Origin of the sequence: Tahibacter amnicola (assembly GCF_025398735.1) — a bacterium.
GTDB classification, from domain to species: domain Bacteria; phylum Pseudomonadota; class Gammaproteobacteria; order Xanthomonadales; family Rhodanobacteraceae; genus Tahibacter; species Tahibacter amnicola.
In genome coordinates, this window is record NZ_CP104694.1 from 5673043 (window position 1) to 5696922 (window position 23880).

The 23880-nt window shown below is 66.4% G+C and carries 16 protein-coding genes; 11 read left to right on the top strand and 5 right to left on the bottom strand.

Translation table 11 applies throughout. The features are described 5' to 3' along the window. The first annotated feature begins 107 nt into the window (after positions 1-107). The 6 genes from N4264_RS22355 (at position 108) to ppk2 (ending at position 11454) form a co-directional block, all read left to right on the top strand. Positions 108-1313: an efflux RND transporter periplasmic adaptor subunit gene (locus N4264_RS22355; RefSeq protein WP_261694422.1), complete on the top strand. Its 1206-nt coding sequence runs from the start codon at positions 108-110 to the stop codon at positions 1311-1313. A gap of 43 nt (positions 1314-1356) precedes the next feature. Beyond that, positions 1357-4479: an efflux RND transporter permease subunit gene (locus N4264_RS22360; protein WP_261694423.1), complete on the top strand. Its 3123-nt coding sequence runs from the start codon at positions 1357-1359 to the stop codon at positions 4477-4479. Continuing rightward, a complete protein-coding gene (locus tag N4264_RS22365) occupies positions 4476-7577 on the top strand; it encodes an efflux RND transporter permease subunit (RefSeq protein WP_261694424.1) in 3102 nt (1033 codons plus the stop codon). Before N4264_RS22360 ends, N4264_RS22365 begins: the two co-directional genes overlap by 4 nt. A gap of 65 nt (positions 7578-7642) precedes the next feature. Next, on the top strand, positions 7643-10033 hold the full coding sequence (locus N4264_RS22370; protein WP_261694425.1) for a serine/threonine protein kinase: 2391 nt from the start codon (positions 7643-7645) through the stop codon (positions 10031-10033). Between the two features lie 88 nt (positions 10034-10121). Beyond that, the gene (gene moaB, locus N4264_RS22375) at positions 10122-10640 is read left to right on the top strand and encodes a molybdenum cofactor biosynthesis protein B (RefSeq protein WP_261694426.1); all 519 of its coding nucleotides are present in this window, start codon (positions 10122-10124) and stop codon (positions 10638-10640) included. 37 nt (positions 10641-10677) lie between these two features. Then, positions 10678-11454: a polyphosphate kinase 2 gene (ppk2, locus tag N4264_RS22380; protein ID WP_261694427.1), complete on the top strand. Its 777-nt coding sequence runs from the start codon at positions 10678-10680 to the stop codon at positions 11452-11454. 49 nt (positions 11455-11503) lie between these two features. Here ppk2 and N4264_RS22385 read toward each other — a convergent pair whose 3' ends face one another. The 3 genes from N4264_RS22385 to N4264_RS22395 are packed head-to-tail and all read right to left on the bottom strand — an operon-like array spanning position 11504 to position 13523. After that, a complete protein-coding gene (locus N4264_RS22385) occupies positions 11504-11779 on the bottom strand; it encodes an acylphosphatase (protein WP_261694428.1) in 276 nt (91 codons plus the stop codon). Beyond that, the gene (locus N4264_RS22390; protein ID WP_261694429.1) at positions 11776-12255 is read right to left on the bottom strand and encodes a TlpA family protein disulfide reductase; all 480 of its coding nucleotides are present in this window, start codon (positions 12253-12255) and stop codon (positions 11776-11778) included. Before N4264_RS22390 ends, N4264_RS22385 begins: the two co-directional genes overlap by 4 nt. Then, positions 12252-13523, bottom strand: a complete 1272-nt coding sequence (locus N4264_RS22395; RefSeq protein WP_261694430.1) for a YihY family inner membrane protein — start codon at positions 13521-13523, stop codon at positions 12252-12254. The genes N4264_RS22390 and N4264_RS22395 overlap by 4 nt, the downstream gene beginning before the upstream one ends. Before the next feature lie 85 nt (positions 13524-13608). Here N4264_RS22395 and wrbA point away from each other — a divergent pair, with 85 nt between their 5' ends. The 4 genes from wrbA to N4264_RS22415 all read left to right on the top strand — a co-directional run bounded on the left by wrbA (position 13609) and on the right by N4264_RS22415 (position 16821). Next, complete coding sequence (gene wrbA, locus N4264_RS22400; protein ID WP_261694431.1) at positions 13609-14205, top strand: NAD(P)H:quinone oxidoreductase; 597 nt, start codon at positions 13609-13611, stop codon at positions 14203-14205. Further along, the gene (locus tag N4264_RS22405) at positions 14202-14633 is read left to right on the top strand and encodes a DUF2069 domain-containing protein (protein WP_261694432.1); all 432 of its coding nucleotides are present in this window, start codon (positions 14202-14204) and stop codon (positions 14631-14633) included. The genes wrbA and N4264_RS22405 overlap by 4 nt, the downstream gene beginning before the upstream one ends. Further along, positions 14584-16257, top strand: a complete 1674-nt coding sequence (locus N4264_RS22410; RefSeq protein ID WP_261694433.1) for an acyl-CoA dehydrogenase family protein — start codon at positions 14584-14586, stop codon at positions 16255-16257. Before N4264_RS22405 ends, N4264_RS22410 begins: the two co-directional genes overlap by 50 nt. A gap of 78 nt (positions 16258-16335) precedes the next feature. After that, positions 16336-16821 (top strand): asparaginase domain-containing protein, encoded by a 486-nt coding sequence (locus tag N4264_RS22415; RefSeq protein ID WP_261694434.1) that lies wholly within the window; start codon positions 16336-16338, stop codon positions 16819-16821. A 361-nt stretch (positions 16822-17182) separates the two neighbouring features. On the opposite strand, the gene N4264_RS22420 is transcribed toward N4264_RS22415, so the two are convergent. Then, on the bottom strand, positions 17183-19564 hold the full coding sequence (locus N4264_RS22420) for a S8 family serine peptidase (protein ID WP_425508290.1): 2382 nt from the start codon (positions 19562-19564) through the stop codon (positions 17183-17185). Positions 19565-20261: 697 nt separating this feature from the next. Beyond that, positions 20262-20681, bottom strand: a complete 420-nt coding sequence (locus N4264_RS22425; protein ID WP_261694435.1) for a hypothetical protein — start codon at positions 20679-20681, stop codon at positions 20262-20264. Positions 20682-21154: 473 nt separating this feature from the next. Between N4264_RS22425 and N4264_RS22430 the strand changes: the two genes are divergently transcribed. Continuing rightward, complete coding sequence (locus N4264_RS22430; RefSeq protein ID WP_261694436.1) at positions 21155-23866, top strand: EAL domain-containing protein; 2712 nt, start codon at positions 21155-21157, stop codon at positions 23864-23866. Positions 23867-23880 lie beyond the last annotated feature (14 nt).

A 23880-nucleotide genomic window follows, 5' to 3' on the forward strand; every position in this document is an offset into this window, starting at 1 on the left:
CCTGACCGGCGTTGCCCTCACCCGTCAACGTCCGCTACACATCGCCGTTGCGATCGTGCCGTTGTCGCGCCGGTAATTCCGGCCGTCATTGTTACCAAGGAATGTTCATGTCACGCGGGAAGATTGCAGGGATCCTCATCGCGGTGGCGCTGGTCGGACTGATCGGCTGGCGCGCCTTTTCCGGCAGCAGCACAGGCAACCGGCGCGGCCCCGGCGGCGATCCGAACGCTCCGGTCGCCGTCACCGCCGTGGCGGTTGCTACCGAAGACGTACCACTCACGCTCGACGCACTGGGTACCGTCCAGGCCCTCAACACCGTGACAGTGCGCCCGCAGGTGGGTGGCCAGATCGATTCGATCGCGTTTCGCGAAGGCCAGGAGATCAAGAAGGGCGACGTCATTGCGGTGATCGATCCGCGCACCTTCCAGGCCCAGCTCGACCAGGCGACCGCCAAGAAGAAGCAGGACGAAGCCCTGCTCGGATCCGCCCAGTCCACGCTCAAACGCTACGAAGAGCTGATGCAGAAAAACTTCGTCGCCGCCCAGGACCTGGAAAACCAGCGCCATACCGTGCGCCAGCTGCAGGCGCAGGTCGGCGCAGACGACGCGGCGATCGCCAACGCACGCGTGCAACTGGGCTACACCACGGTGCGCGCGCCAATCGACGGCCTGGCCGGCATCCGACTGGTGGACGAAGGCAATATTGTACAAAGCGGACAATCAGCCGGCATTGTCGTGCTGACCCAGGTGCACCCGATCACGGTCGTCTTCTCCCTGCCCGAGCAACACCTGGCCCTGGTACGCCGCAGCCAGGACGGCGGCCTCGCCGTGAAGGCCCTGGATCGTACGGACAACCGCGTGATCGCCGAAGGCACGCTGCGGGTGATCGACAATCAGATCGACTCCACCACCGGCACCTTCAAGCTCAAGGCCGAATTCGAGAACGCCGACAACGCGCTGTGGCCGGGCCAGTTCGTGAATGTGCGGCTGGGCGTGAGCGATCTGAAGAATGCGCTGGTGGTGCCGCAACAGGCATTGCAGCGCGGCCCCGAAGGCACCTATGTCTATCTGGTCGGTGACGATGACACCGTCCGCATGCAACCAGTCAAGGCCGGCATCGAAGCGCCGGGCGGCAAGGTCGTGATCGCCGACGGCGTCAGCGCTGGCCAGCGTGTGGTGACCGAAGGCCAGTTCCGGCTCAAGCCCGGCGCCCGCGTACAGGCGCTGGCCCCCGGCGAAGTGCGGCTGCCCGAGGCATCGCCGGCTACCAACGACACGAACAAGGCTGCGCCCCGCCGCCGTCGCGACGGCTGAACCGCACCCCCGTCCCGCACGGGCGTGCACACCGGATTGGTCAATGGATATTTCCACCCTTTTCATCCGCCGGCCGGTCGCCACCTCGCTGCTGATGGCGGCGATCGTCCTGCTGGGCATCCTCGGCTACCGCCAGCTGCCCGTCTCGGCGCTGCCCGACATCCAGCCGCCCAACCTGCAGGTATCAACGCTGTATCCGGGCGCCAGCCCCTCGACCATGGCGGCGCTGGTCACCACGCCCCTGGAACGCCAGTTCGGCCAGATCTCGGGCCTGACACTGATGACATCGGACAGCGCCGCCGGGCTGTCCACCATCAACCTGCAATTTGCCATCGGCCGCGACATCGACGCCGCCGCGCAGGACGTGCAGGCGGCAATCAACGCCGCCCGCGGCATGCTGCCCAGCGGCTTGCCGTATCCGCCCGTGTACTACAAGGTCAACCCGGCCGACGCGCCAATCCTGACCCTTGCACTCACCTCCGACAGCGTGGGCCTGCGCGATATCAATCACCTCGCCGACAGCATCCTGGCGCAGAAACTCTCGCAAGTGAGCGGCGTGGGCCTGGTCAGCATCGCCGGAAACGTCAGGCCTGCCGTCCGCGTGCAGGTCAATCCGGCCCAGCTGGCCAATCTCGGGCTGACCCTGGAAGACGTCCGCAGCGCACTCACCCAGGCCAACATCAACGCGCCGAAAGGGTCGCTCAACGGCAGCCAGCAGTCCTTCAGCATCGGCACCAACGACCAGCTGCCCGATGCGCAGGCCTACCGCGAGGTCATCATCAGCTACCGCGACCAGGCGCCGATCCGGCTGCGCGATGTCGCCGCGGTGATCGACGGCGTCGAGAACGACTACGTGTCAGCCTGGGCCAACGGCAAGAGCGCCGTGCTGCTGGACGTGCGGCGCCAACCCTCTGCCAATATCGTGCGTACCGTCGAAGACGTGCGCGCGACACTGCCGCAGTTGCGCGCGGTGCTGCCGGCGGGCGTGGCGCTCGACGTCTTCGCCGACCGCACGGTCACGATCCGCGCCTCGGTGCACGACGTCGAATTCACCCTGGTCATCACGGTCATCCTCGTCGTGGGCGTGATCTTCGTTTTCCTCCGCCGGCTGTGGGCCACCGTCATCCCGGGCGTCGCCGTGCCACTGTCGCTGCTGGGCACGTTCGCGGTGATGAGCTTTGTCGGCTTCTCGCTCGACAACCTGTCACTGATGGCGCTGACCGTCGCCACGGGTTTCGTCGTCGACGACGCGATCGTGATGATCGAGAACATCGTGCGCTACCTGGAAAAGGGCCAGGACGGCCGCAGCGCGGCGGAAACCGGCGCACGCGAGATCGCCTTCACGGTGATATCGCTGACCGTGTCACTGATCGCCGTCTTCCTGCCCCTGCTCCTGATGCCGGGCGTGACCGGGCGGCTGTTCAAGGAATTTGCCTGGGTACTGTCGATCGCGGTGGCGCTGTCAGCGCTCGTCTCGCTGACGCTGACGCCCATGATGTGCGCCTATCTCCTCAAGCGCGGACAGGTCCACGCCGAGAACGACGATACCCTGCCGCAGCACAAGGGATTTTTCGGCCGCATGCTGCGCTGGTACGAGCACAGCCTCGACTGGGTATTCGCCCACCCGCGCTTCACCGTGGGCGTGGCCCTGGCATCGGTGGCGCTGACGGCGCTGTTGTATGTGCTCATTCCCAAGGGCCTGCTGCCCGAGCAGGACACGGGCCTGGTCACCGCCGTGGTCGAAGCAGACGAAAACATTGCCTTCCCACTGATGAAGGCGCGTGTGGAAAATGTCGCGGAAGCCATGCGCCGCGTTCCTGACGTCGCCGGCGTTGCGGCATTTGTCGGCGCCGGATCGATCAATCCGACCCTCAACCAGGGCCAGGTCAGCGTCGTGCTCAAGCCACGCGGTGAGCGTCGCGCAATCGGGCCGGTGATGCAGGCCCTGCACGAGGCGACAGCCGGCATCCCCGCTGTCGCGATCTACGTCAAGCCGGTGCAGGACATCGCCCTGGATACGCGCATCGCCGCAACCGAGTACCAGTACACGCTCACCAGTGTCGACAGCACGCTGCTGGCGGACGCCGCTACGAAAATGACAGCGGCCATGCGCCAGCGGCCAGAGCTGTCGGACGTAGACAACAACCTCGCGGCCCGCGGCCTGCAGTGGAAACTTGACATCGATCGCGAGCAGGCCAGCCGGCTGGGCGTCTCGATCCAGTCCATTGACGACACCCTGTACAGCGCCTTCGGGCAGCGTCAGGTCTCCACCATCTTCACCGAACTCAACCAGTACCGCGTGGTTCTGGAAGTCGCTCCGGATTTCCGCACCGGCGCGGACCTCCTGGACAAACTGACCGTCCGTTCCACCGCCAGCTCCGGCAACACGGACGGCGCTGCACCCACGGTACCCCTGTCAGCCCTGGCACGAGCGTCCGTGACCAACGCACCACTGGTCGTGTCGCACCAGGACCAGCTTCCCGCGGTCACGATCGCGTTCAACACGGCGCCTGGCTACTCGCTGTCGCAGGCGTTGGCGGCTATCGCCCAGGTCGAGCAGGCCGCCGCGCTGCCGCAGCAGGTGCGGGGTCGCTATATCGGCAAGGCGGCGGAATTCTCCGGCTCGCAGAGCAACGAAGTGCTGCTGATTCTCGCCGCCGTGCTGGTGATCTACATCGTGCTGGGCGTGCTGTACGAAAGCTACATCCACCCGCTGACCATCCTCTCCACGCTGCCGCCGGCTGGCGTCGGCGCCCTGCTCGCCCTGTACGTGTGCGGCATGGACCTGTCGGTCGACGGCATCGTCGGCATCATCCTGCTCATCGGCATCGTCAAGAAGAACGCGATCATGATGATCGACTTCGCAATCGAGGCGCAGCGCCGCGGCCAGGGTGTGCACGAAGCCATCCGCCGCGCCTGCCTGCTGCGCTTCCGGCCGATCATGATGACCACCATGGCGGCCCTGCTGGGCGCACTGCCACTGGCACTGGGCACGGGCATCGGCTCGGAGCTGCGCCGGCCGCTGGGTGTATCGATCGTCGGCGGCCTGCTGCTGTCGCAGCTGGTGACTTTGTATACGACACCGGTGATCTACCTGTACTTCGAACGCCTGACGGCGTGGATCGCCCGGCGACGCGCCGCTGAACCGGTGGCCGCCGCGCCATGAGCCTTTCCGCGCCCTTCATCCGCCGGCCGATCGGCACCTCGCTGCTGGCCCTGGGGGTACTCGTCGCGGGCATGATCTGCTACGCGCTGCTGGGCGTGGCGGCACTGCCGAACGTGGAATTCCCGGCGATCTTCGTCAGCGCCAGTCAACCGGGCGCCGATGCGGGCACCATGGCCTCCACCGTCGCTTCACCGCTGGAGCGGCACCTGGGCCGGATCGCCGGCGTGGACGACATGATGTCCAACAGCAGCGAGGGGAACGCGGTCGTCAACATCGTCTTTGATGTCAGCCGTGACCTCGACAGCATCGCCCGCGATGTCCAGGCCGCTATCAATGCGGCAGCACCCGACCTGCCGTCCGGGCTGCGGACGGCTCCCACCTACCGCAAGGCCAATCCGAGCAGCCAGCCGGTACTGATCCTCGCACTCACCTCGCCGACGCGATCGCTTGGTGAGCTCTACAACACCGCCGATTCACTGATCGCACAACGCATCCGGCAATTGCCCGGTGTCGCCGACGCGGATATCGCCGGCGGTGCCACGCCTGCGGTGCGTGTCGATCTGGACCTGCGCGCGCTGGCCGCACGCGGCCTGTCGGCCGCCACGGTCCGCAGTGCACTGGTGGCCGCCAATGTCACGACCGCGCAGGGTTTCCTGAGCAACGGCCAGACGACGATGGCGATCGCCTCCGACAGCGCCATGCGTACGGCCGAGGAATTTGCCGCATTGATCATCGCCAGTCACGACGGCAGGCCGGTCTACCTGCGCGATGTGGCCACCGTCGCCGCGGGCCAGGAAGACCGCTACCAGGCGGCCTGGTTCAACGGCCAGCGCGCCATCCTGATCCTGGTCCGCAAGCAGCCTGACGCGAACGTGATCGCGACGGTCGACGCGATCATGGCCCTGCTGCCGGAACTGAGAACCTGGCTGCCCAGCGGTGCCGAGCTCACGCCGTTCTCGGACCGCACGCCGACGATTCGCGCCTCGGTGCGCGAGGTGCAGGTCGCGCTGTTGATCAGCCTGGGCCTGGTCGTGCTGACGATGGGACTGTTCCTGCGTCGCCTGGCGCCGACGCTGATCGCCGGCATCACGGTGCCGTTGTCGCTGGCGGGCGCGTTTGCCGTGATGTACGCGCTCGGCTTCACGCTGAACAATTTTTCGCTGATGGCGCTGGTGATCGCGATCGGTTTCGTCGTCGATGATGCCATCGTGGTGATCGAAAACATCGCCCGCCACATCGACGCAGGCATGTCGCGAATGGAAGCGACCTTGCTCGGTGCCCGCGAGATCGGCTTCACGATCGTCTCGATCACGCTCTCGCTCCTGGCCGTGTTCATCCCGCTGGTATTCATGGGCGGGTTCCTCGGCATGATGATCCGGGAGTTCGCGATTACCCTGGCGGCAGCCATCGCACTGTCGGCGGTGGTGGCCCTGACGGTGACGCCCTCGCTATGTGCGCAGTTCATGGGCGGCTTGCACGGCCCTTCGCAGCGGTCACTGGGCCGGCGCCTGGATCGGTTCCACGCAGGAATGCAGTCCACCTATGCCCGTGCTCTCGACTGGGCGTTGCGGCATCCGCGCCAGATGGCCTTGCAGCCGGTGTTGCTGCTGGCGATGTCGCTGTGGCTGATGAGCATCGTGCCGAAGGGGTTCCTGCCGCAGCAGGACACCGGTCAGTTGCAGGGCAGTACCGACGCCGGTTCCGATGTCTCGTTCCAGGTACTGGTCGAGCGCCAGCAGCGCATCGCCGACCTCGTGCGTGCCGACCCTGCTGTGGAAAGTGTCGGCGTACGCGTGGGCGGCGGACGATTCGGCGGCGGTGGTGGTTCGGGCAATCTCTTCATCAACCTCAAACCCCTGGGCGAGGGGCGCAATGAATCCACCTTCGCGGTGATGGGACGCTTGTCGCGCAAGGCCGCCGAGGTGGCCGGCATCCGCCTGCGGCTGCGCCCTGTCCAGGACATTGGCGGCGGCGGTGGTGGGGGCGGTGGCGGCGGCGCGCAGTACGAGTTTTCGCTCAAGGGCGCCGATCTGGCCACGCTGCAGGAGTGGACGCCACGGATCGTCGAGGCCCTGCGCAAGCAACCGCAGTTCAAAGACGTCGACTCGAACCTGCAAGGCGCGGGCCTGCGTCAGAACATCCAGATCGATCGCGATGCGGCTGCTCGACTGGGCGTTTCCATCGCGGCGATCGACAGTGCACTGTACGACGCCTTCGGCCAGCGCCAGGTTTCCACGATCTATTCGGACGTCAACCAGTACAAGGTGGTGGTGACGGCGCGGCCCGACCAGGCGGCAACGCCCGCCGCACTGGAACGGCTCTATGTGCGCGCCAGCAATGGCAGCATGATCCCGCTCGCCACGCTCGCTGCGATCCGCCCGGGCATCGCGCCAACGACGGTGCAGCACCGCAATCAGTTCCCGGTGATGGAGGTGTCGTTCAACCTGGCCGACGGCGTGGCCATGAGCGATGCCTCGCGCCTGGTGGAGGAAACGGTGCGCGCCCTGCGCATGCCCGGCGACATCCGTGCCGAGTTTGGCGGCGATTTCCGGCGTTTCCAGCAGCAGACGGGTGACACGCCGCTGCTGCTGATTGCGGCCGTCATCGCGGTGTACCTGATCCTGGGCATGCTCTACGAAAGCCTGATCCATCCGCTCACCATCCTGTCGACCTTGCCCTCGGCGGGTGTCGGTGCCCTGCTGGCACTGCTCGTGACGGGTACCGAGCTGTCCGTGGTGTCGGTGATCGCGATCGTGCTCCTGATCGGCATCGTCAAGAAGAACGCGATCATGATGATCGACTTCGCTCTCGCGGCCGAACGCGAACGCGGCATGGAACCGCTGGCAGCGATCCGCGAAGCCTGTCTGGTCCGTTTCCGGCCGATCATGATGACCTCGATCGTGGCCATCTTCAGCGCCCTGCCGCTGGCGATCGGATTCGGTGCCGGTGCAGAAATGCGGCGGCCGCTGGGCATCGCGATGATCGGGGGGCTGCTCGTCTCCCAGGCTCTCACCCTCCTGACCACGCCCGCGATCTACCTGCTGCTTGCGCGGCGCACGCCGCGGCACCGGCAGCGCGCGCAAGCGGCAGGTGCCTGATACCTGCATCTTTCGCGTTGTCGTCAATTGCGTACACTCCGGATCGACGACGCGGGGGACTGATCGTGGATCTGGAACGTCTGCGCGCTGAACTGCCCACCCATCTGTGTGCCGAGTTCGACCTGGACGTCGCCTGGCGACGCTACCGCGCCTCCGGCGGTGCGGACGACCGCGACGATTTCATCGACTGGCTGCTGCTGCACCATCCGCGTCCACCGCTTGCAGAAGATCCATCCGACTCGGGCGTGCAGCTCTCACAGCATCTTCCCTCGCGCCTGGCAGCCGCACTGGATCCCACCGCGTTCGCCGCACCCGCGGCGGCCCCCACCCTGCCGGCCCCCGCCGCCGCCGACGCGACCGCCGTCGCATCCGAACGACGCCGCCATTTTCACTACGTGCTGCTCGGTGAAGCCGGCAGCGGTGGCATGGGCACGGTGCACATCGCGCGCGACACGGAACTGATGCGCAAGGTAGCGCTCAAGACCCTCAATACCGAGGCCGCGGTCACACCCGGCGGGCAAGCGCGCTTCCTGCGCGAGGCGCAGATCACCGCGCAGCTGAGTCATCCCAATATCGTGGGTGTGTATGCGCTGGAGGTCACACCGGAAGGCCGCCCCGCATACACGATGAAACTGGTGGAAGGGCGCACGTTCCACGCCCTTCTCCACGAGACGCGCGCCTTCTACGAGGCGGGAAAGAAGCCCGACGAAGCGCATTCGCTGTCGACACGTCTGGAGCATTTCCTGAAAGTGTGCGACGCGATGTCCTACGCCCACGACAAAGACGTCATTCACCGGGACCTCAAGCCGGCCAACCTGATGCTGGGCAAGCACAACGAGGTCTACGTCATGGACTGGGGCCTGTGCCGGCTGGTCCACCAGGACGTGGAACCACTGCCCGCCGACGCCTCGCGCGTGGGCTATTCCCCGGAGGTGTCAGGCAGCGCATCCGAAACGCAGGTCGGCGATGTCGTGGGCACGCCCAAGTACATGTCCCCCGAGCAGGCCCAGGGCAGGAACCGCGAGCTCGACGCGAAAAGTGACCAATGCGCGCTGGGATTGATCCTGTTCGAAATGGTGACGCTGACTTCTCCGTATGCCGGCAAGAACGCCTACGAGGTCATGGTCAGCGCAGCGATGGCGCGGCGCCGGCCCATCGTCGCGGCGTACAAGGGCATGCGCATCGCGCGCGAGCTGCGTGCGGTGATCGATCGTGCCACAGCGGCGCTGCCCTCCGAGCGGTATGACAGCGTGGCGGCCTTCGCCGCGGACCTGCGGCGCTACCTGCGTGGCGAGGCCGTGCTGGCGCAACCGGACAATCCCTGGCAGGCCGCGCAACGCTGGATCAGCCGGCACCGGCAGACGGCAGTCACCGTGGCCCTCGCCGGGTTCGCGATCGGCTCGTCGATCATTGGCTGGCTGATCTGGCAGAACGATCGCAGCCTGACCCAGGCGATGGCGCACGAGCAGCACGTGATTGCCCTGCAGAACGTCGCGGCACGCATCGGTGACCGGATCCAGGGCCGCGCCCTGCAGCTGGAAGGCGCCATGAAGAACCTCGCCGATTCGGTCGTGCAGCTCAATCAGCTAGGGTTGGAAAGCAGCAATCGCTACTACACCAGTAGCGATTTTCACCAACCCGGCAAGGCGCCCCCGGACCTGACCGCCAGCCGCCAGCACCAGGGCAAGGTCAGCATGCAATGGCCGGTGTGGTCGGTGCCCAAGGACGCGGCGCGAGCCGATATCGAACCCGCCATCCGTCGCCTGTCGGGATTGCAGGACTATGTGCGCGAAATCTACGGACGAGCAGCAACGATGGCCGTCAGCGCACAGGGAAACTTCTACGCCGAACAGACAATCGACCAGACCGACGACAGCAGCCCGATCGTCGCCATCATCGTGGGACTGGAGAACGGCGTCGGAATGCGCTACCCCGGCTGGGACCAGCTCGCGCCGGACTACGATCCGCGCAGCCGTCCGTGGTACCGGCTGGCCGCGGGCAAAGTCGAACCGCAGTGGGGCGCGCCGTATCTAAGCTCTGTCTCAAACCTCTACGAGTTGCCGCTGAGCGTTTCCCTGCAGGATCGCGACCGGAAATTCCTCGGCGTCGCCACTGCCCTGCTGTTGCCCGAATACCTCGTGCAATCGCTGCTGGACGTGGACGGAACACACGGTCTGCGCGGCCTGTACCTGCTGGCTCCCAACGGCCTGATCATGGCGCAGTCCGGTGTCGCGGTCCGCGCCAGCAGCGCGCCGAGCGATGACAACGCTGCGCCTGTCTTTCCGCTGCAGGCCGTAGTGGACAGCGTGGCCAAGCGTCGCGGCGGCGTCATCTCCGCGCCGCTCCTTGGCAGCGATTGCCTTGTCGCTTTCGACGTCATCGAACCGCTGGGCTGGAGCGTGGTGGCGGTCGCGGCGGATGAACATATCGGGGGATCGCCGCTGACGGTTCACTAGCGAATCGCCGGCCAGTTGACCCCGGACAACCAGCACCGTCGGCATCACCGCTATGATGAGGCCCGCTACCCCCAGGACCACCCTCCCGATGACCGCCCTCGACACCTTTGTCCCGCTGACCCTGTGCGTGCTGACCGTCTCGGATACGCGCACGCTGGAAACCGACACGTCGGGCGCCTATCTCGCCGAGGCCCTGGGTGCCGCCGGGCATGTGCTGCACGAGCGGGTTGTTGCCAAGGACGACAAATACCGTATCCGCGCGATCGTTGCCGGCTGGATCGCCGAACCGCAGGTGCACGGCGTGATCGTCACCGGCGGCACCGGCTTCACCGGTCGCGATACCACGCCCGAGGCGATCGAGCCGCTGCTCGACAAGGCCATGCCCGGTTTCGGCGAGATGTTCCGCCACCTGAGCTACAGCGAAATCGGTACCTCGACCGTGCAGTCGCGGGCCTTCGCCGGGCTGTCCAACCAGACCTTTCTCTTCTGCCTGCCCGGGTCGACCTCGGCCTGCCGCACGGCCTGGGAAAAACTCATCCAGCCGCAGCTGGACGCGCGTACACGGCCGTGCAATCTCGTGGGGCTGATGCCGCGCCTGCGCGAATAGCACATGCCGATTTCCACTCTGGCCAGAAGGAGTGATCGTGAGCAAGCTCAAGCGCAAAGACTACGAAGCCGCCCTGGAATCGCTGCAGCACGAGCTGATCGAGGCACAGCGCTGGCTGATGCAGCAGGGCAAGCGCCTGGTCATCGTTTTTGAAGGGCGCGATGCCGCCGGAAAGGGTGGCGTGATCAAGGCGATCACCGAGCAGCTCAACACGCGCGGCTACCGCGTGGTGGCCCTGTCCAAGCCATCCGAGCGCGAGAAGTCGCAGTGGTATTTCCAACGCTATGTGGCGCACCTGCCCAGCGCCGGTGAGTGCGTGCTGTTTGACCGCAGCTGGTACAACCGGGCGGGCGTGGAGCACGTGATGGGCTTTTGCACCGATACCGAGTACCAACGTTTTCTCGACCAGTGCCCTGGCTTCGAAAAACTACTGGTCGACGACGACATCCTGCTGATCAAGTACTGGCTGACGGTCGACCAGAAGTTCCAGGAAGAACGCTTCGCCGAGCGCGCCAACGACAAGGCCAAGCGCTGGAAGATCTCCGAGATCGACGTTGCCGCCCGCGCGAAGTACGCCCAATACGGCAAGGCACGGGATGCGATGATCGCGCGGACGCACTCGCCACAGGCGCCCTGGTTCCTGGTGGATTTCAACGACCAGCGTCGCGGCCGCCTCAATCTGATTCGCCACCTGCTGGACTGGCTGCCCGATCGCAAGGTACCCGACCAGTACATCAAGCTACCGCCGCTGTCAGGCAATCCGCGCAAGGAAACGTTGCCGCGCAAGGCGCTGCGCGTGAAGGACGTGTATTAGGGACGATGTGTGAACGAGCCGCACATGCCTGCGGCTCTGCCTGGGCCGATCAGCGGGTGACGAATCCGTCGCCCGCTGCGGCTGCATCGGCCGGTTCGCGCCGGACAGATTCCACCTTCGCGGCGGGCGGCCCCCGGTGCAGCCATTGCTCCAGCGTATCCACGGCCGCCGCGTCGCCGCAGGCAAGCACCTCGACACGACCGTCGGCGAGGTTGCGCGCATAGCCGCGAAGACCCAGCCGCGCCGCTTCGTCGCGGGTGGAGGCGCGGAAGAACACCCCTTGCACGCGCCCGCTGACGAGAAAGCGCGCGGCAGTGGTGGTCACGACTTCGTTCCGCCAATGACCTTGGCCAGGTCCGTCTCAGTGATCGGGCCGGTGAATTTCTTGGCCACGGTGCCGTCGGGCGCGATCACATAGGTCATGGGCAGCCCGCGCGGCGTCTCGAACGACTTGGGAGGATCAAACACATCCACCTGCGCCACCGGATAACTCACCGGGTGGGTCTTGAGGAAGGCAAGGACTTCGGCCTTGTCTGTATCCTCGTACGCCAGGCCCACCGCTGCGACGTTGCTGTGTTCCTTCACGAAGCGCGAGATCTCGGGCAGCTCCTTGATGCAGGGCGAGCACCAGGTTGCCCAGAAATTCACAATGACCCATTTCCCTTTTTGAGCGGAAAGATCGAATGTCTTTCCGTCCAGCGTCTGGATCGACAGCTCCGGTTTCGCGGGCGTCTCAGCCGCCTCGACAGAAGCAGAGCCCGCGGCAAGGGCAATCAACAGGGAAGCCAGGAAGCGTTTCATTCGTTCTCCGGGGCGTTGGCGGCAGGCCGGTCAGGGCGTTCATCGGGAAAGAATACACGGGACAATGGCTGCGACAACGCCCCCTGCATGTGGAAGGAAAGCTGTTCGAGCAGATCTGTGAGCGAGACCGGCAACGCCCGGCGTGCCGTTTCGCCGAGGGCCAGCGGCGGCGGCAGGCGGTACAGTCCGGCTTCGTAGAGGTCGAACAACGACGCCGAATCGAGATTCCGTACCAGCGCCCACTCGCCCGTTTCCGTGCGCTGAACCATGCCCGCACGGTTGAGGTCGACCAGGAATCGCTGCAGCAGGTCATCGGTAAGGAAACGCTCGCGCTGGCGGAGATCTTCCGTGCGCAGGCCGATGCCTTTGCGCTGGGCCAGCGCGAAATGCTGCACCACGCACAAGAGGCCGAGAAATTCATGCCCGGGCGGCAGCCGTTCCTCGATACCGCGGTATTCAAACGCGCTGATCGCCGCACTGACCGACGCGCCCAGCAAGACCATCAGCCACGACAGATAGATCCACAGCATGAAGATCGGCACCACTGCCAGCGCGCCGTAGACCTGCTCATAGGACGTGATCGACCCCAGGTACAGCACGAACAGGCGCTTGGCAGCCTCGAACAGCAGCGCCCCGAGCAGCGCGCCGATCGCCGCGTCGCGGATGCGCACGCGACGGTTCGGAATGATCACGTAGCTTGCAACCAGGGAAATCCAGACGATCAGGAATGGCAGGAACCCGAACAGGCGGCTCCTGACGCCCAGCCCCGCCTCCGCGTGCTCAAAGAGCGGCAGGGCAAACAGATAAGAGCTGATTGCCGTCGCGGCGACCAGCAGCAGCGGCCCGAACGACAGCGCCGTCCAGTACATGACGAAGCGCGAGGCGGTGCTGCGCGAGGTCGCTACGCGCCAGATGCGGTTGAAGGCGTCTTCAATGCTCATCATCAACGCGACCGAGCTGATCAGCAGCACCACCACGCCGATCGCGGTCGCCTGGCTGGCCTTGTCGGCGAATTCGGTGACATAGGCCTGCACGGTCTTGCCGGCGGCCGGTACGAAATTGTCGAACACGAAATCCGTGACCGACACGCGCCACTGCTCAAACACCGGGAAGGCGGAGAGGATGCCGAGAATCGCGGCCGTCAGCGGCACCAGCGAGAACAGGGTCGTGTAGGCCAGCGCACCCGCCGCCTGGGGACAGCGGTCATCGCTGAACCGCTGCCAGAGAAAAACCGCGAAGGCGTGCAGCTTGTCGCGCTTGATCCACATGCCAGAGCCGGATTCCCTGCCGCGCGCCCGTTGGCGCCACCGGCGATGATAACCTCCACGCTTGCTTCGCCGCTGTGCGTACCCTATGGAAATATTGGTCCTTTATTACAGTCGCCATGGCGCGACGGCGCAGATGGCGCGCCTGGTCGCCCGGGGCGTGGCCGAAATCGACGGCGTTGGCGCGCGCCTGCGACAGGTGCCGCCGGTGGCCCCGGTGACCCAGGTCGCGGCACCGCCCGAGCCGGACGATGGCGCGCCCTATGCAACGCTGCAGGACCTGCGCGACTGCGCCGGCCTGATCCTCGGCAGCCCGACGCGCTTCGGCAACATGGCAGCGCCGCTCAAGTACTTCCTCGATTCCACCTCGGCCGAGTGGGCCTCCGGCAGCCTGGCGGGCAAGCCAGCCGGCGTCTTCACCTCGACCAGCACCTGGCACGGCGGCCAGGAATCGACCCTGCTGTCGATGCAACTGCCGCTGCTGCACCACGGCATGCTCCTGGTCGGCATTCCCTTCACCGAGCCCGCCCTCAATGCCACCCGGACCGGCGGCACCCCCTATGGCGCCAGCCACACGGCAGGGCTGGACGGCGACCTGCCGATCAGTGAGCACGAGCGGGAACTGGCGCGGGTGCTGGGACGCCGCGTCGCCGATGTTGCCCGCCGGCTGGGAGCCTCCCCGTGAACGCGCAGCGACTGGGCGTGTGGCTCTGGGCAGCCCTGGTGGCGCTGCAATTTGCCTGGTACCTGTGGCTGGCGCCGCCGCCGGTGGCCTCGCCCTGGGTGAGTTCGCTGCTGGCCGCCGGCGTGTTGCTGCTGCCCGTGCTGGCACTGCGCAGCGGCGTGCAGCGGGCACTGCTGTGGGTCGGGCTCATTGCACTGCTGTATTTCATGCACGGGGTGGTGGTGGCCTTCAGCCTGCCCCGCTCGCGCCTGCCAGCCGTGCTCGAGGTTGTCCTGTGCGTGGCGCTGATCGGTGTACTCGGCTATGCGGCCCTGCGTGACAAGCGCACCGCGCGCGCCAGCCAGGCGGTGGCGCCCCCCAACCTCCAGAGGAATAGCGATGTCCTTCGTGCAGCCGGCCGCCGAACTGGGCAATCAGTATCGCGATGACCGCGTGTTGCGCTCGTATCTCAAGCGCACGCTGGCGGCAGACAGCCTGAGAATGATCGAGCAGGACCTGCACTGGCTCGGCGAGCACGCGGCCGTGGCCTGGCAACGCGAACTGCGCCGCTCGCGCAGCGAGCCCGTCCATACGCCCTGGGATCCGACCGGCACGCGTGTCGACCGGATCGAGCTGACGCCGGCATGGCAGGAGTCGCGCACCATCGCCGCCGAGCGCGGACTGGTCGCCGCCGCCTACGGCAGCCCGCTGGGTGACCAGGGCCGCGTACACCAGTTTGCAATGGTCTACCTGCACCACGTCGCGAGCGCGATCTTCACCTGCCCGCTGGCCATGACCGACGGTGCGGCCACCTGCCTGACCGCCTCGGGCAACAAGCGCCTGATCGAACGCGCACTGCCGCATTACCTGTCGCGTGACCCGGCGACGTTCTGGATCTCCGGTCAATGGATGACCGAAACCACGGGCGGCTCCGACGTCTCCGCCACGGAGACCCTGGCGCGTGCGGATGAACACGGCCGTTGGCGCCTGTACGGACGCAAGTGGTTCACCTCGGCCGTCCACGCCGATACCGCCCTGGCGCTGGCCCGCCCGGAGGGCGCAGGGCCCGGCGCCGACGCGCTGGCGCTGTTCTATCTCGAACCGCGCCGGCCCGATGGCCTCTGGCGCGACATCGAGATTCATCGCCTGAAGCCCAAGCTCGGCACCCGCGAACTGCCCAGCGCCGAAACGCAGCTCAAGGGTGCACCGGCCGAGCCGGTGGGCGATCTCGCCCATGGCGTGCGCTCGATCGCGCCGATGCTCAACATCACGCGATGCTGGAACGCTGTCTGCGCGATTGCCACCATGCGCCGCGGCATCGCGCTCGCGCGCGACTACGCCAACCGGCGTGTGGTGTTCGGCCGTCCGCTGGCCGAGCAGCCGCTGCACCAGGAGACCCTGGCCAACCTGCAGGCCGAGTTCGAGGCCGCGTTCCACCTGGTGTTCTACACCGCGGAACGGCTTGGCCAGGTGCAGGCGGGCACCGCGGCCCCGGCCCAGGTGCCGCTGCTGCGGCTGCTGACGCCGCTGGTGAAGCTGTGGACCGGCAAGCTCGCCGTGGCCATCAGCTCCGAGGTGCTCGAATGCTTCGGCGGCGCCGGCTATATCGAGGACACCGGTCTCCCCGCGCTCCTGCGCGATGCGCAGGTGCTGCCGATCTGGGAGGGCACGACGAATGTGCTTTCCCTCGACACACTGCGCGCCCTGCGCGGCGGCGCGGCGCTGGACGCCTGGCAGGAGGCGCAACAGGCGCTGCTGGCCGAGGCCGAGGCATCGCCCGGGCTGGCCGCCGCTGTCCGCGCCGTCCGCGACGACAGCCAGTGGCTGCTGCAATGGCTGCAGAGCCATGCGCCCGATTCGCCGGGCCTGGAGTCAGGTGCCCGCGAGCTGGCCCTGGGACTGGCCCGGTGCCTAGCCGCCAGCGCGTTGCTGCGCCATGCGGCCTGGTCGCTACGGGTGGAAGGCGATCCGCGCGCGGCCGCCGCCGCGCGACGCTTCGTCGCCGGAGGGCTGGTGCGGCTCGTCGAAAAACACGGTGACGACGCCCGTATCCTGGCGCACGATGTCGCGTGAACAAGCGTCATGAGTGCCAGCGCGGCCGATCGGGTAAGCTCCCGGCCCGCCAGCGCCATCGCAGTGAGGAATCCGTCCATGCAGCACCTGACCATCGTTACCACCGGCGGCACCATCGACAAGATCTATTTCGACGACAAGTCGGAATACCAGATCGGTGCGCCGCAAATCGGTGACATCCTCGAGCAGCTGGGTGCTGCCTTCGCCTTCGACGTGATTCCCATCCTGCGCAAGGACAGCCTTCACATCACCGACGATGATCGCGAACTGATCCGCCGCACGATTGCCCAGCAGCCGCACCGGCATGTCCTGGTGACCCACGGCACGGACACGATGGTGGAAACCGCCCAGGTACTCATGACGATCCCGGACAAGGTCATCGTCATGACCGGCGCACTCAATCCCGCGCGCTTCCAGGGCTCGGACGCGGTATTCAACATCGGTTGCGCGGTCGGTGCACTGCAAGCGCTGGACAACGGCGTCTATATCGCCATGAACGGCCGGGTGTGGGATCCGCGCACCGTAAAGAAAAACCGCGCGGCCAACCGCTTCGAAGCCATGTAAGGCCTCCGCGGCGCTGCACACGACCTGCCGCACCATTGCGCGCGCACAACAAATAAGCCCCCGTCCGCCAGGGCGGACAGGGGCCTCTTCCGTTACGGCCGCCGGTCCGCAAGAACCGGCGACAGTCGCGGCGATGGCTGTAACGGAACGCCATGCCGATCCGGTTAGAAACACGACCGGAGTCGTGCTCTGCCCGGGCTCCTCCCCTCCGAGGACGGTCCGGGGTGCCGCCGTTTCCGGCGTCACCCGCGTGTCAGTCAGTCCCTTGAAGCGGAGCGGCGCTTCCTGCGCCGCTCCCAATTACCACATTTCGCGACTGATCAAAATGGCTTGATCAGCTTCCGGCGATCAGCATGGCTTGTCAGAACTGGATCGACCAGTCGTCGATGCGGCCGGCATCACTGGAGTACAGGTCAGTCACGCGCAGCTGCCAGGTGCCGTTCTTCGGCGCGGCCGAGGCGTTGACCGTGTAGGTCGCACGCACGTCGTCCGCGCTGTCGCTGGAGCTGCCGCTCTTCAGACGGGTCGAGGTACCGTTGGGCGCGACCAGGTCGATCTGCACGTCACCGCGCCACGGGTGGACGATGTTCACCGTCACCTTGGTCGTCGTGGACGCGTTGCCGCTCTGGCCCGACACCGTTATGGGGCTGTTGACCGTGCCCGGATCCGGGATGTTGTAGTCCGTCGTGTTGCTGAAGGTGCCGCCGCCACCCGTGGTGTAGCTGCCCTTGAGCGTCACACCCGAGAACGCGCTGTAGGCCCGCAGCTTGACGTAGTACGTACCCGCCTGCGCCGTGGCAATGGTGCAGGTTTCCGTATTGCCGTTGACATACGGACGGCAGTCGTAAGTGGAGGTCGTCGGGGCCGAGCCGAACCTGACATACATGTCGGCGTCACCGGTGCCGCCGGAGCTTTCGAACTTGAGGTTCGTCGCGCCAGCCGGAACGTTCATGGTGTAGGTCAGCTCGACGCCAGCGGCAGCCGACAGGTTCGACACCGCGACACCGTTCTGCAGCACGTTCGGCGGCGTGGTGCCGACGGTGACGGACTGGGTCCTGGTGTTCGTGGCGCCACCGTTGTCGGTCACCGTCAGGGTGACGGTGTAGGTGCCGGCCGAGGCGTAGGTCTTGCTCGGGTTGGTCTGGGTCGAGGTGCTGCCGTCGCCGAAATTCCAGGATCGCGAGGCAATGCTGCCGTCGCTGTCGGTGGACGAATCGGTGAAGTTCACCGTCAGGCCGCTGGTGGCGGCGCTGAAGTTGGCGACCGGCGCCTGGTTGCCGCCGCCGGTGACCGCGGCCAGGGTCTTGGTGGCGTCGATGATGCCCGTGCCGCAACCGCCCGAGCAGCTGCCCGGCAGCGGCTTGGTGTTGTTCTTGAGCAGGGTTTCGATCTGGTCCGGCGTCAACGACGCGTTCTTGGACAGCATCAGCGCGGCCAGGCCCGCCACGTGCGGTGCGGCCATCGAGGTGCCGGCATACGCGGCGTATGACTCGGCGCCCTGACCCTGGGTGCCGGAATTGAGCGTGGACAGGATGTTCGGCGGCGTGGAGCCACCGCCACCCGGCGCCGACACGTCAATCAGTGCGCCATAGTTGGAATAGCTGGCGCGGCTGCCGGACTTGGTGGTCGCGGCCACGGCGACGACGCCGTTACAGTTGCCCGGATCGAAACCCGACACATTGGCGTTGTCGTTGCCGGCCGCGATGATCAGCACTGAATTGCGCGAGCGTGCGGAATTGATAGCCGCCTGCTCGGTCGAGGAGCAGGCGCCTTCGCCACCGAGACTGAGGTTGATGACGCGGGCCGGCGTTGCGTTGGCGGGAACGCCCGGGACGCTGCCGCCCGAAGCCCAGATAATGGCGTCGGCGATATCAGCGATGGAACCGCCGCAACGGCCGAGCACACGGATCGGCTGCACCTTCGAATTGAAGGCCACGCCGGCGACGCCCTTGGCATTGTTGGTCAGCGCAGCCACCGTGCCGGCGACATGGGTACCGTGCCAGCTGGAGTTCGAGGACGGCGGCGCGAGCGGACCGCACGCGGAGTTGGTCCACCAGTCGCCCGGGTCGTTCGGGTTGGAATCGCGGCCGTTACCGTCCTGGGCGGTAGTGGTATCGGAGATGAAGTCGTAGCCGGCCACCGTCTGACCCGCCAGATCGCTGTGCGGGGTGATGCCGGTGTCGATCACGGCAACGACGACGCCGCTGCCGGTGGCCACGTCCCAGGCCGACTGCACGTTCATGCCGCCGACGGAATCAAACATGTCCCACTGTTCGCTGTAGCGCGTGTCGTTGGGGACGAGGAAGGCGCGGACCTTGTGGTTGGGTTCCACCTTGCTGACCGAGGCGTTCTTGGCGAATTCGACCATCACGCCTTCCATCTCGGCGGCCGTGAGGATGCCCTTGGCCACCTTCACCAACTGGCCGCCGGTTCCCAGGGCGCGCGAATAACTCAACCCGACCCCAAGTTCCTTGCCGACGCGGGCAATATCGTTGCGCGCGGCCGATTCCGCAGCAGCTGCTTCCGAAACGCTGCGCTGCATCTGGTTTTCCTGGCCGTTGTAGTAAACGATGAAGCTGTCGAACTGCTCGCCGGCAGCACCCATGTTGAACGCGACGCGGGTCGCGTACTGGGCGCGCTCGGCGCTGGAGATGCCGGCGGCATGCGCCGTCATGACACCCAGGCCGCCAAACAGGGCAAGCGCCAGGGCGCTGCGACGAATGCCATTGTGCGAAGCTTTCACAAGTAAACCCCCACCGGAAAAAAGGAAAGATTGGTCACCCCCGGCGACCGCATGTCTTCCGCTCCGTAAGTCCCGCCGTGCACGTCCGGGCACCCTTCCCGTCCTCCCGTTCCCAACGGCGAAGCGGTGCCACTTTCGTTGTGCAACGCGCCGCGGCGTCAGTCCGACGCCGGTCCCCGGCCCGTGCGAGTCATGCCCCTGTCCCTACCTGAACAAAAAGCGCGCGGAAACTAGCAGTGGCACCGGTAACCGTCAAGGAAAGAGCAAAGCTAAGTGATTGATCCGTCACGCTTTGCGCTGCCATGCAACATATCTGTCCGGACAACTGTTGCTGAATACGAAGAGCGTCGGATGTTGCTCTTCCAAGCACCCTGCTTCGCTTTGCGGGAATTTGGACGGCACGGCGCCCGTGTCGAAATTTGACAGAAACGGACGCGACCGCGTCGCGATCGGGACAAAGCCCCGGACCGCCAAAACGAGTGGTATTCGACGTTAGTGCGACGTCAATCTGACGCCCGGTTTCCTGCCGCCAGAGAACCGACGCGTGCGTATGGACCACTCCGGCCCGCCCACGGACAGAGGCGGCCCCCGCCGCCTGGCTGACCTGCCGGCAATCGGTATAGAAATGAAAAGGTTATCGCGGCTGTGATCCGCCGGGCCACGCCGGCGCCGCTCGTCGGCGCGTTCCGAACGCTGCTTACCGCCGCCCACCCAGCATGCGGACCTGGCGTGGACGACGCAGCCACAGCACCAGGGCAACGATGCCCAGCACCAGGGTCAGATAGACGCCCGACCGCGTCAGCCGGTGCGTTGCATTCCAGGTGTCCTGGAAGATCAGCGCCATGGCGACGTCCGGATCCTGTTTCATGCGCTCAAAGCCGGGGCTGAAGGCCGATTCGGCCCATTGCTGCCCCATGTCGCGCAGGAACGGCACCTGGTCGCCGAGACGTTCGCCCACGAACATGTAGCTGGTTACCAGGGGCGCTTCGCGCGACGCGGACTGCACCAGTATCGGGCCGACCGTGGGCAACGTGGCCGCGCCGCCCCAAAAGATGATCTGCCAGAGGAACGCAAAGACAAACAGCAGTATGGCGATAATATGCAACTTCTTGCCCATTCTCGCTTCTCCACCATTAGCCATTCGCAGGTGCCAGGGCGGCCGCATACGGCAGCGCCACAAGAATCGCCGGACACGTCCGCGTGGTCAACACACTGCAGGGCAACCGGCACCGCCAGTCGCGATCCCCCTGCGCGCGGCGCCTACGCCTGCACGTCGTCTTCACGCCCCCCGCGCGGACTGGGCCGACAGCATCCTTCGCCGGAATCCGTCCTGTTCTGTGACGCAATCAACATGGCCCGGGAACGAACTGTGATCGTAAACACGTCCGACCGACAATTGCCGGCGCATGCTGCGCCAAAAGGCGCATACTTTGCATCGTCCGAGGAAATCGTCGCGGGCCAATCGATGACGGACCATATCCACTTTGCGGTCACGATCCCGTCACGGGATCCTCTGCACCGCCCTTGCCGGCAAGGACCCGCCGGCGTTGACCGCGCGAGGGAATCTGCCAGGTGGTCGGAGGCCGCGTGATGAGCAGCCAGGGCCACGGGCACGCGGACATCCAGACGCGCAACCAGTTGCGCGACCGCTGCCTGGCATTGGTACGCCGCTGGCAGCCCCTGGCCAGTGGCGGCTGGGACCGCAACGCCGCCCGGCAGCTGGCCGAGGAGATCGACCAGGTCGCCGACACCACGGAACGCCTGGGTTTTGATCGCCTGAATGCGGATGCGCTGGAGCTGGCGGCCTACCTGTGTTCATTCATCGACGACGCGCTGGTGCCAACGCCGCGGGACCTGGCCCGCCTGGCCGACATGGTCAACGCGCTCGGCAACGACCTGACCGACCTGTCGGCGACGGAAACGGCCGCCGTCCATACCCTGCCCAGCGCCAGCGCACGCATCAGCACCGAGATTCCCGTCGTCCGTGATCCGGCGCCGCGCGCCGCCATGGAACCGGCACCGGCACCGAAGGCGCCGGATCCAATAGTGGCCGCACCGGAACCTGCCGCGCCGCCAAAGACAGCACCGCCCCCGGTTGAATCCGTCCAGCCGGCGCCCCCGGCGGCTCCGCCTGTGCCGCAGCCCGTTGCGGCGGCGGACGTCCAAGCGGTTCCTGGCGCGCCAGCAGCACGGTCGATGCCGCGCGAACCCGCAGCCGCGCCAACGATCCTGCGCGACAAGCTCACCCGGCTGCCGCGCGCGGTTGCCCTGCTTGGCGTCGACGACACTCTCGCGCCGGGACTGGTCAGCGCGCTCGGCGAACGCGGATTCGACGTGCGCCAGCACGCTGATCCGGAACAGTTGCTCGAATTCCTCACCGGGTCAGTACCCGGCGCCCTGATCCTCGACGCGCGTCGTCTACGGGTCTATTCGCGGGTGCGCGCCATCTATGACCAGCTGGCAGCGTCGGGTGAAGCCCTGCCCAGCCTGATCGTCGTCTCGCCCGACAGCGACCTCGGTCATCGCCTGCTGGCCATGCGCGCCGGTGCTGCCGCCTATTTCCAGACGCCGGTCGACAGCCTGCGCGTGCTGTCCAAACTCGACGAACTACTGGCGCATACGGCCGAGCCCGCCTGGCGGGTGTTGCTGGTGGATCCGGATCGCACCCATGCCGTCGAAGCAGCACGGGCCCTGGCCGAGCGCGGCATGACCGCGCGCCTGGTCCCCAACGGGCAGGCGACGCTCGCCGCCCTGGGCGAATTCCGGCCGGATGTCGTCGTGATCGACCTGGCCCTGCCGGATGTGCGGGGCATCGATCTCACCCAGATGATCCGGCACCAGCCCGAGTACGCGGCCGTTCCCATCATCCTGGCCGCTGACGCAGCCGACGTGAATCTGCGCTTTGACGCCATTGCGGCCGGCGGCGACGAATTCCTGATCAAGCCGCTCAAGACGCGGCACCTGCTCAGTGCCGTCACCTCGCGTGTGCGCCGTGCGCACTGGCTGCGCGAGGTTATCGGCAACCCGGATGGCCGTGACAGTCGTACGGGTCTGTATTCGCGGGCGGTGCTGATCGACAAGCTCAGCGCGGCGTTGGGGGATCGATCGGCGGCACTGCTGACCATCGCGCTGGACAAGGCACAGGACCTGCGCGAGAAGATCGGCCTGGCCGGACTGGCCGCGCTCGATGCCCATGTCGGCAACCTGCTCCGTGCCCAGCTCGATGACCTGGACCTGCCGGCGCAGTACCACGACTTCCACTATCTCGTCATGCTGCATCGGCGTTCGCGCAGCGATATCACCGGCGCCGCCGAACGCATCCGTTACGCGCTGGCAACGCAGCCCTTCTCGTTCCAGGGCCAGAATTTCAACCTGTCCGGCAGCATCGGCATGGCCCTGCTCGGTGGCGAGCATGCCAGCGTCGACGAGGTGGTGACCAATGCGGAAGCCGCGCAACTGGCGGCGGCCCACCTGGGTGGCAACCGCGTGCTGTGGTTTGAGGCGAAGGAGGCAGCGCTGCTGCCGTCCGATCCGATCCTCGCCGTCCGCGCGGTACTCAGCCGGCCGCTGACGCCCGAGCAGACCGTCTTCGAGTTCCAGCCCATCGTCCCCCTTGCGGGCAAGCTGACCGGCCAGTTCCAGCTCGGCTTCAAGGTGAAGAGCACGCAGCAGGCCGGCGCCACGGTTGCCTATGCTGATCTGGCGCCCGTTGCGGCCGAATGCGGACAACTCACCACGCTCGACCGCTGGCTGCTGGAGCGCTCTCTCACGGTGCGTGAAGAACAGCTCAAGCGCGGCCGGCAGCTGCGCCTGTTCGTGCCCCAGTCGGTCGCGACGCTGCTCGACCCGGATATCCCGTACTGGTTGGCGCGCGAGTTCAAGGAACGGCACCTGTCGGGTACCGGACTCACCCTGGAACTGCCGTGCTCGGAGCTCATCGACGCCGGCGCCCGCGCGGGCGAACGGCTGAAATTCCTGCACCAGAACGGCGTGCGCGTCTGCCTGGTGGATTTCGGGCGCGACTGGGCCGCCGTGCATGCGCTGAAGAACCTGACAGTGGATTTCGTGCGCCTGTCGCCCGCCCTGGTGGAAGACCTCGGCACGGCCAAATCCGTGAGCGACACCTTGCTGACCTTGATCCGCAAGGCGCACGCCTCGGGGTGCGCGGTGATTGCGCCGGAGGTCGATTCCATCAACCGTGCCCACCTGCTGCTGCGGCTGGGCGTGGACTACGGCGTCGGCCCGGCCTTCGCGCGGGCGTCTTCGCAGCCGGAATTCGACTTCGGCCGTCCGCTCTGGTGATTGCCTGCGCCGGT

What these genes read in the sequence shown, in the direction of transcription:
- wrbA (WP_261694431.1), top strand. Translation starts at nt 13,609, where the DNA reads ATGGAAATATTGGTCCTTTATTACAGTCGCCATGGCGCGACGGCGCAG.
- N4264_RS22360 (WP_261694423.1), top strand. Translation starts at nt 1,357, where the DNA reads ATGGATATTTCCACCCTTTTCATCCGCCGGCCGGTCGCCACCTCGCTG.
- N4264_RS22415 (WP_261694434.1), top strand. Translation starts at nt 16,336, where the DNA reads ATGCAGCACCTGACCATCGTTACCACCGGCGGCACCATCGACAAGATC.
- N4264_RS22410 (WP_261694433.1), top strand. Translation starts at nt 14,584, where the DNA reads ATGTCCTTCGTGCAGCCGGCCGCCGAACTGGGCAATCAGTATCGCGAT.
- N4264_RS22355 (WP_261694422.1), top strand. Translation starts at nt 108, where the DNA reads ATGTCACGCGGGAAGATTGCAGGGATCCTCATCGCGGTGGCGCTGGTC.
- N4264_RS22425 (WP_261694435.1), bottom strand. Translation starts at nt 20,681, where the DNA reads ATGGGCAAGAAGTTGCATATTATCGCCATACTGCTGTTTGTCTTTGCG.
- N4264_RS22395 (WP_261694430.1), bottom strand. Translation starts at nt 13,523, where the DNA reads ATGTGGATCAAGCGCGACAAGCTGCACGCCTTCGCGGTTTTTCTCTGG.
- N4264_RS22390 (WP_261694429.1), bottom strand. Translation starts at nt 12,255, where the DNA reads ATGAAACGCTTCCTGGCTTCCCTGTTGATTGCCCTTGCCGCGGGCTCT.
- N4264_RS22365 (WP_261694424.1), top strand. Translation starts at nt 4,476, where the DNA reads ATGAGCCTTTCCGCGCCCTTCATCCGCCGGCCGATCGGCACCTCGCTG.
- N4264_RS22430 (WP_261694436.1), top strand. Translation starts at nt 21,155, where the DNA reads ATGAGCAGCCAGGGCCACGGGCACGCGGACATCCAGACGCGCAACCAG.
- moaB (WP_261694426.1), top strand. Translation starts at nt 10,122, where the DNA reads ATGACCGCCCTCGACACCTTTGTCCCGCTGACCCTGTGCGTGCTGACC.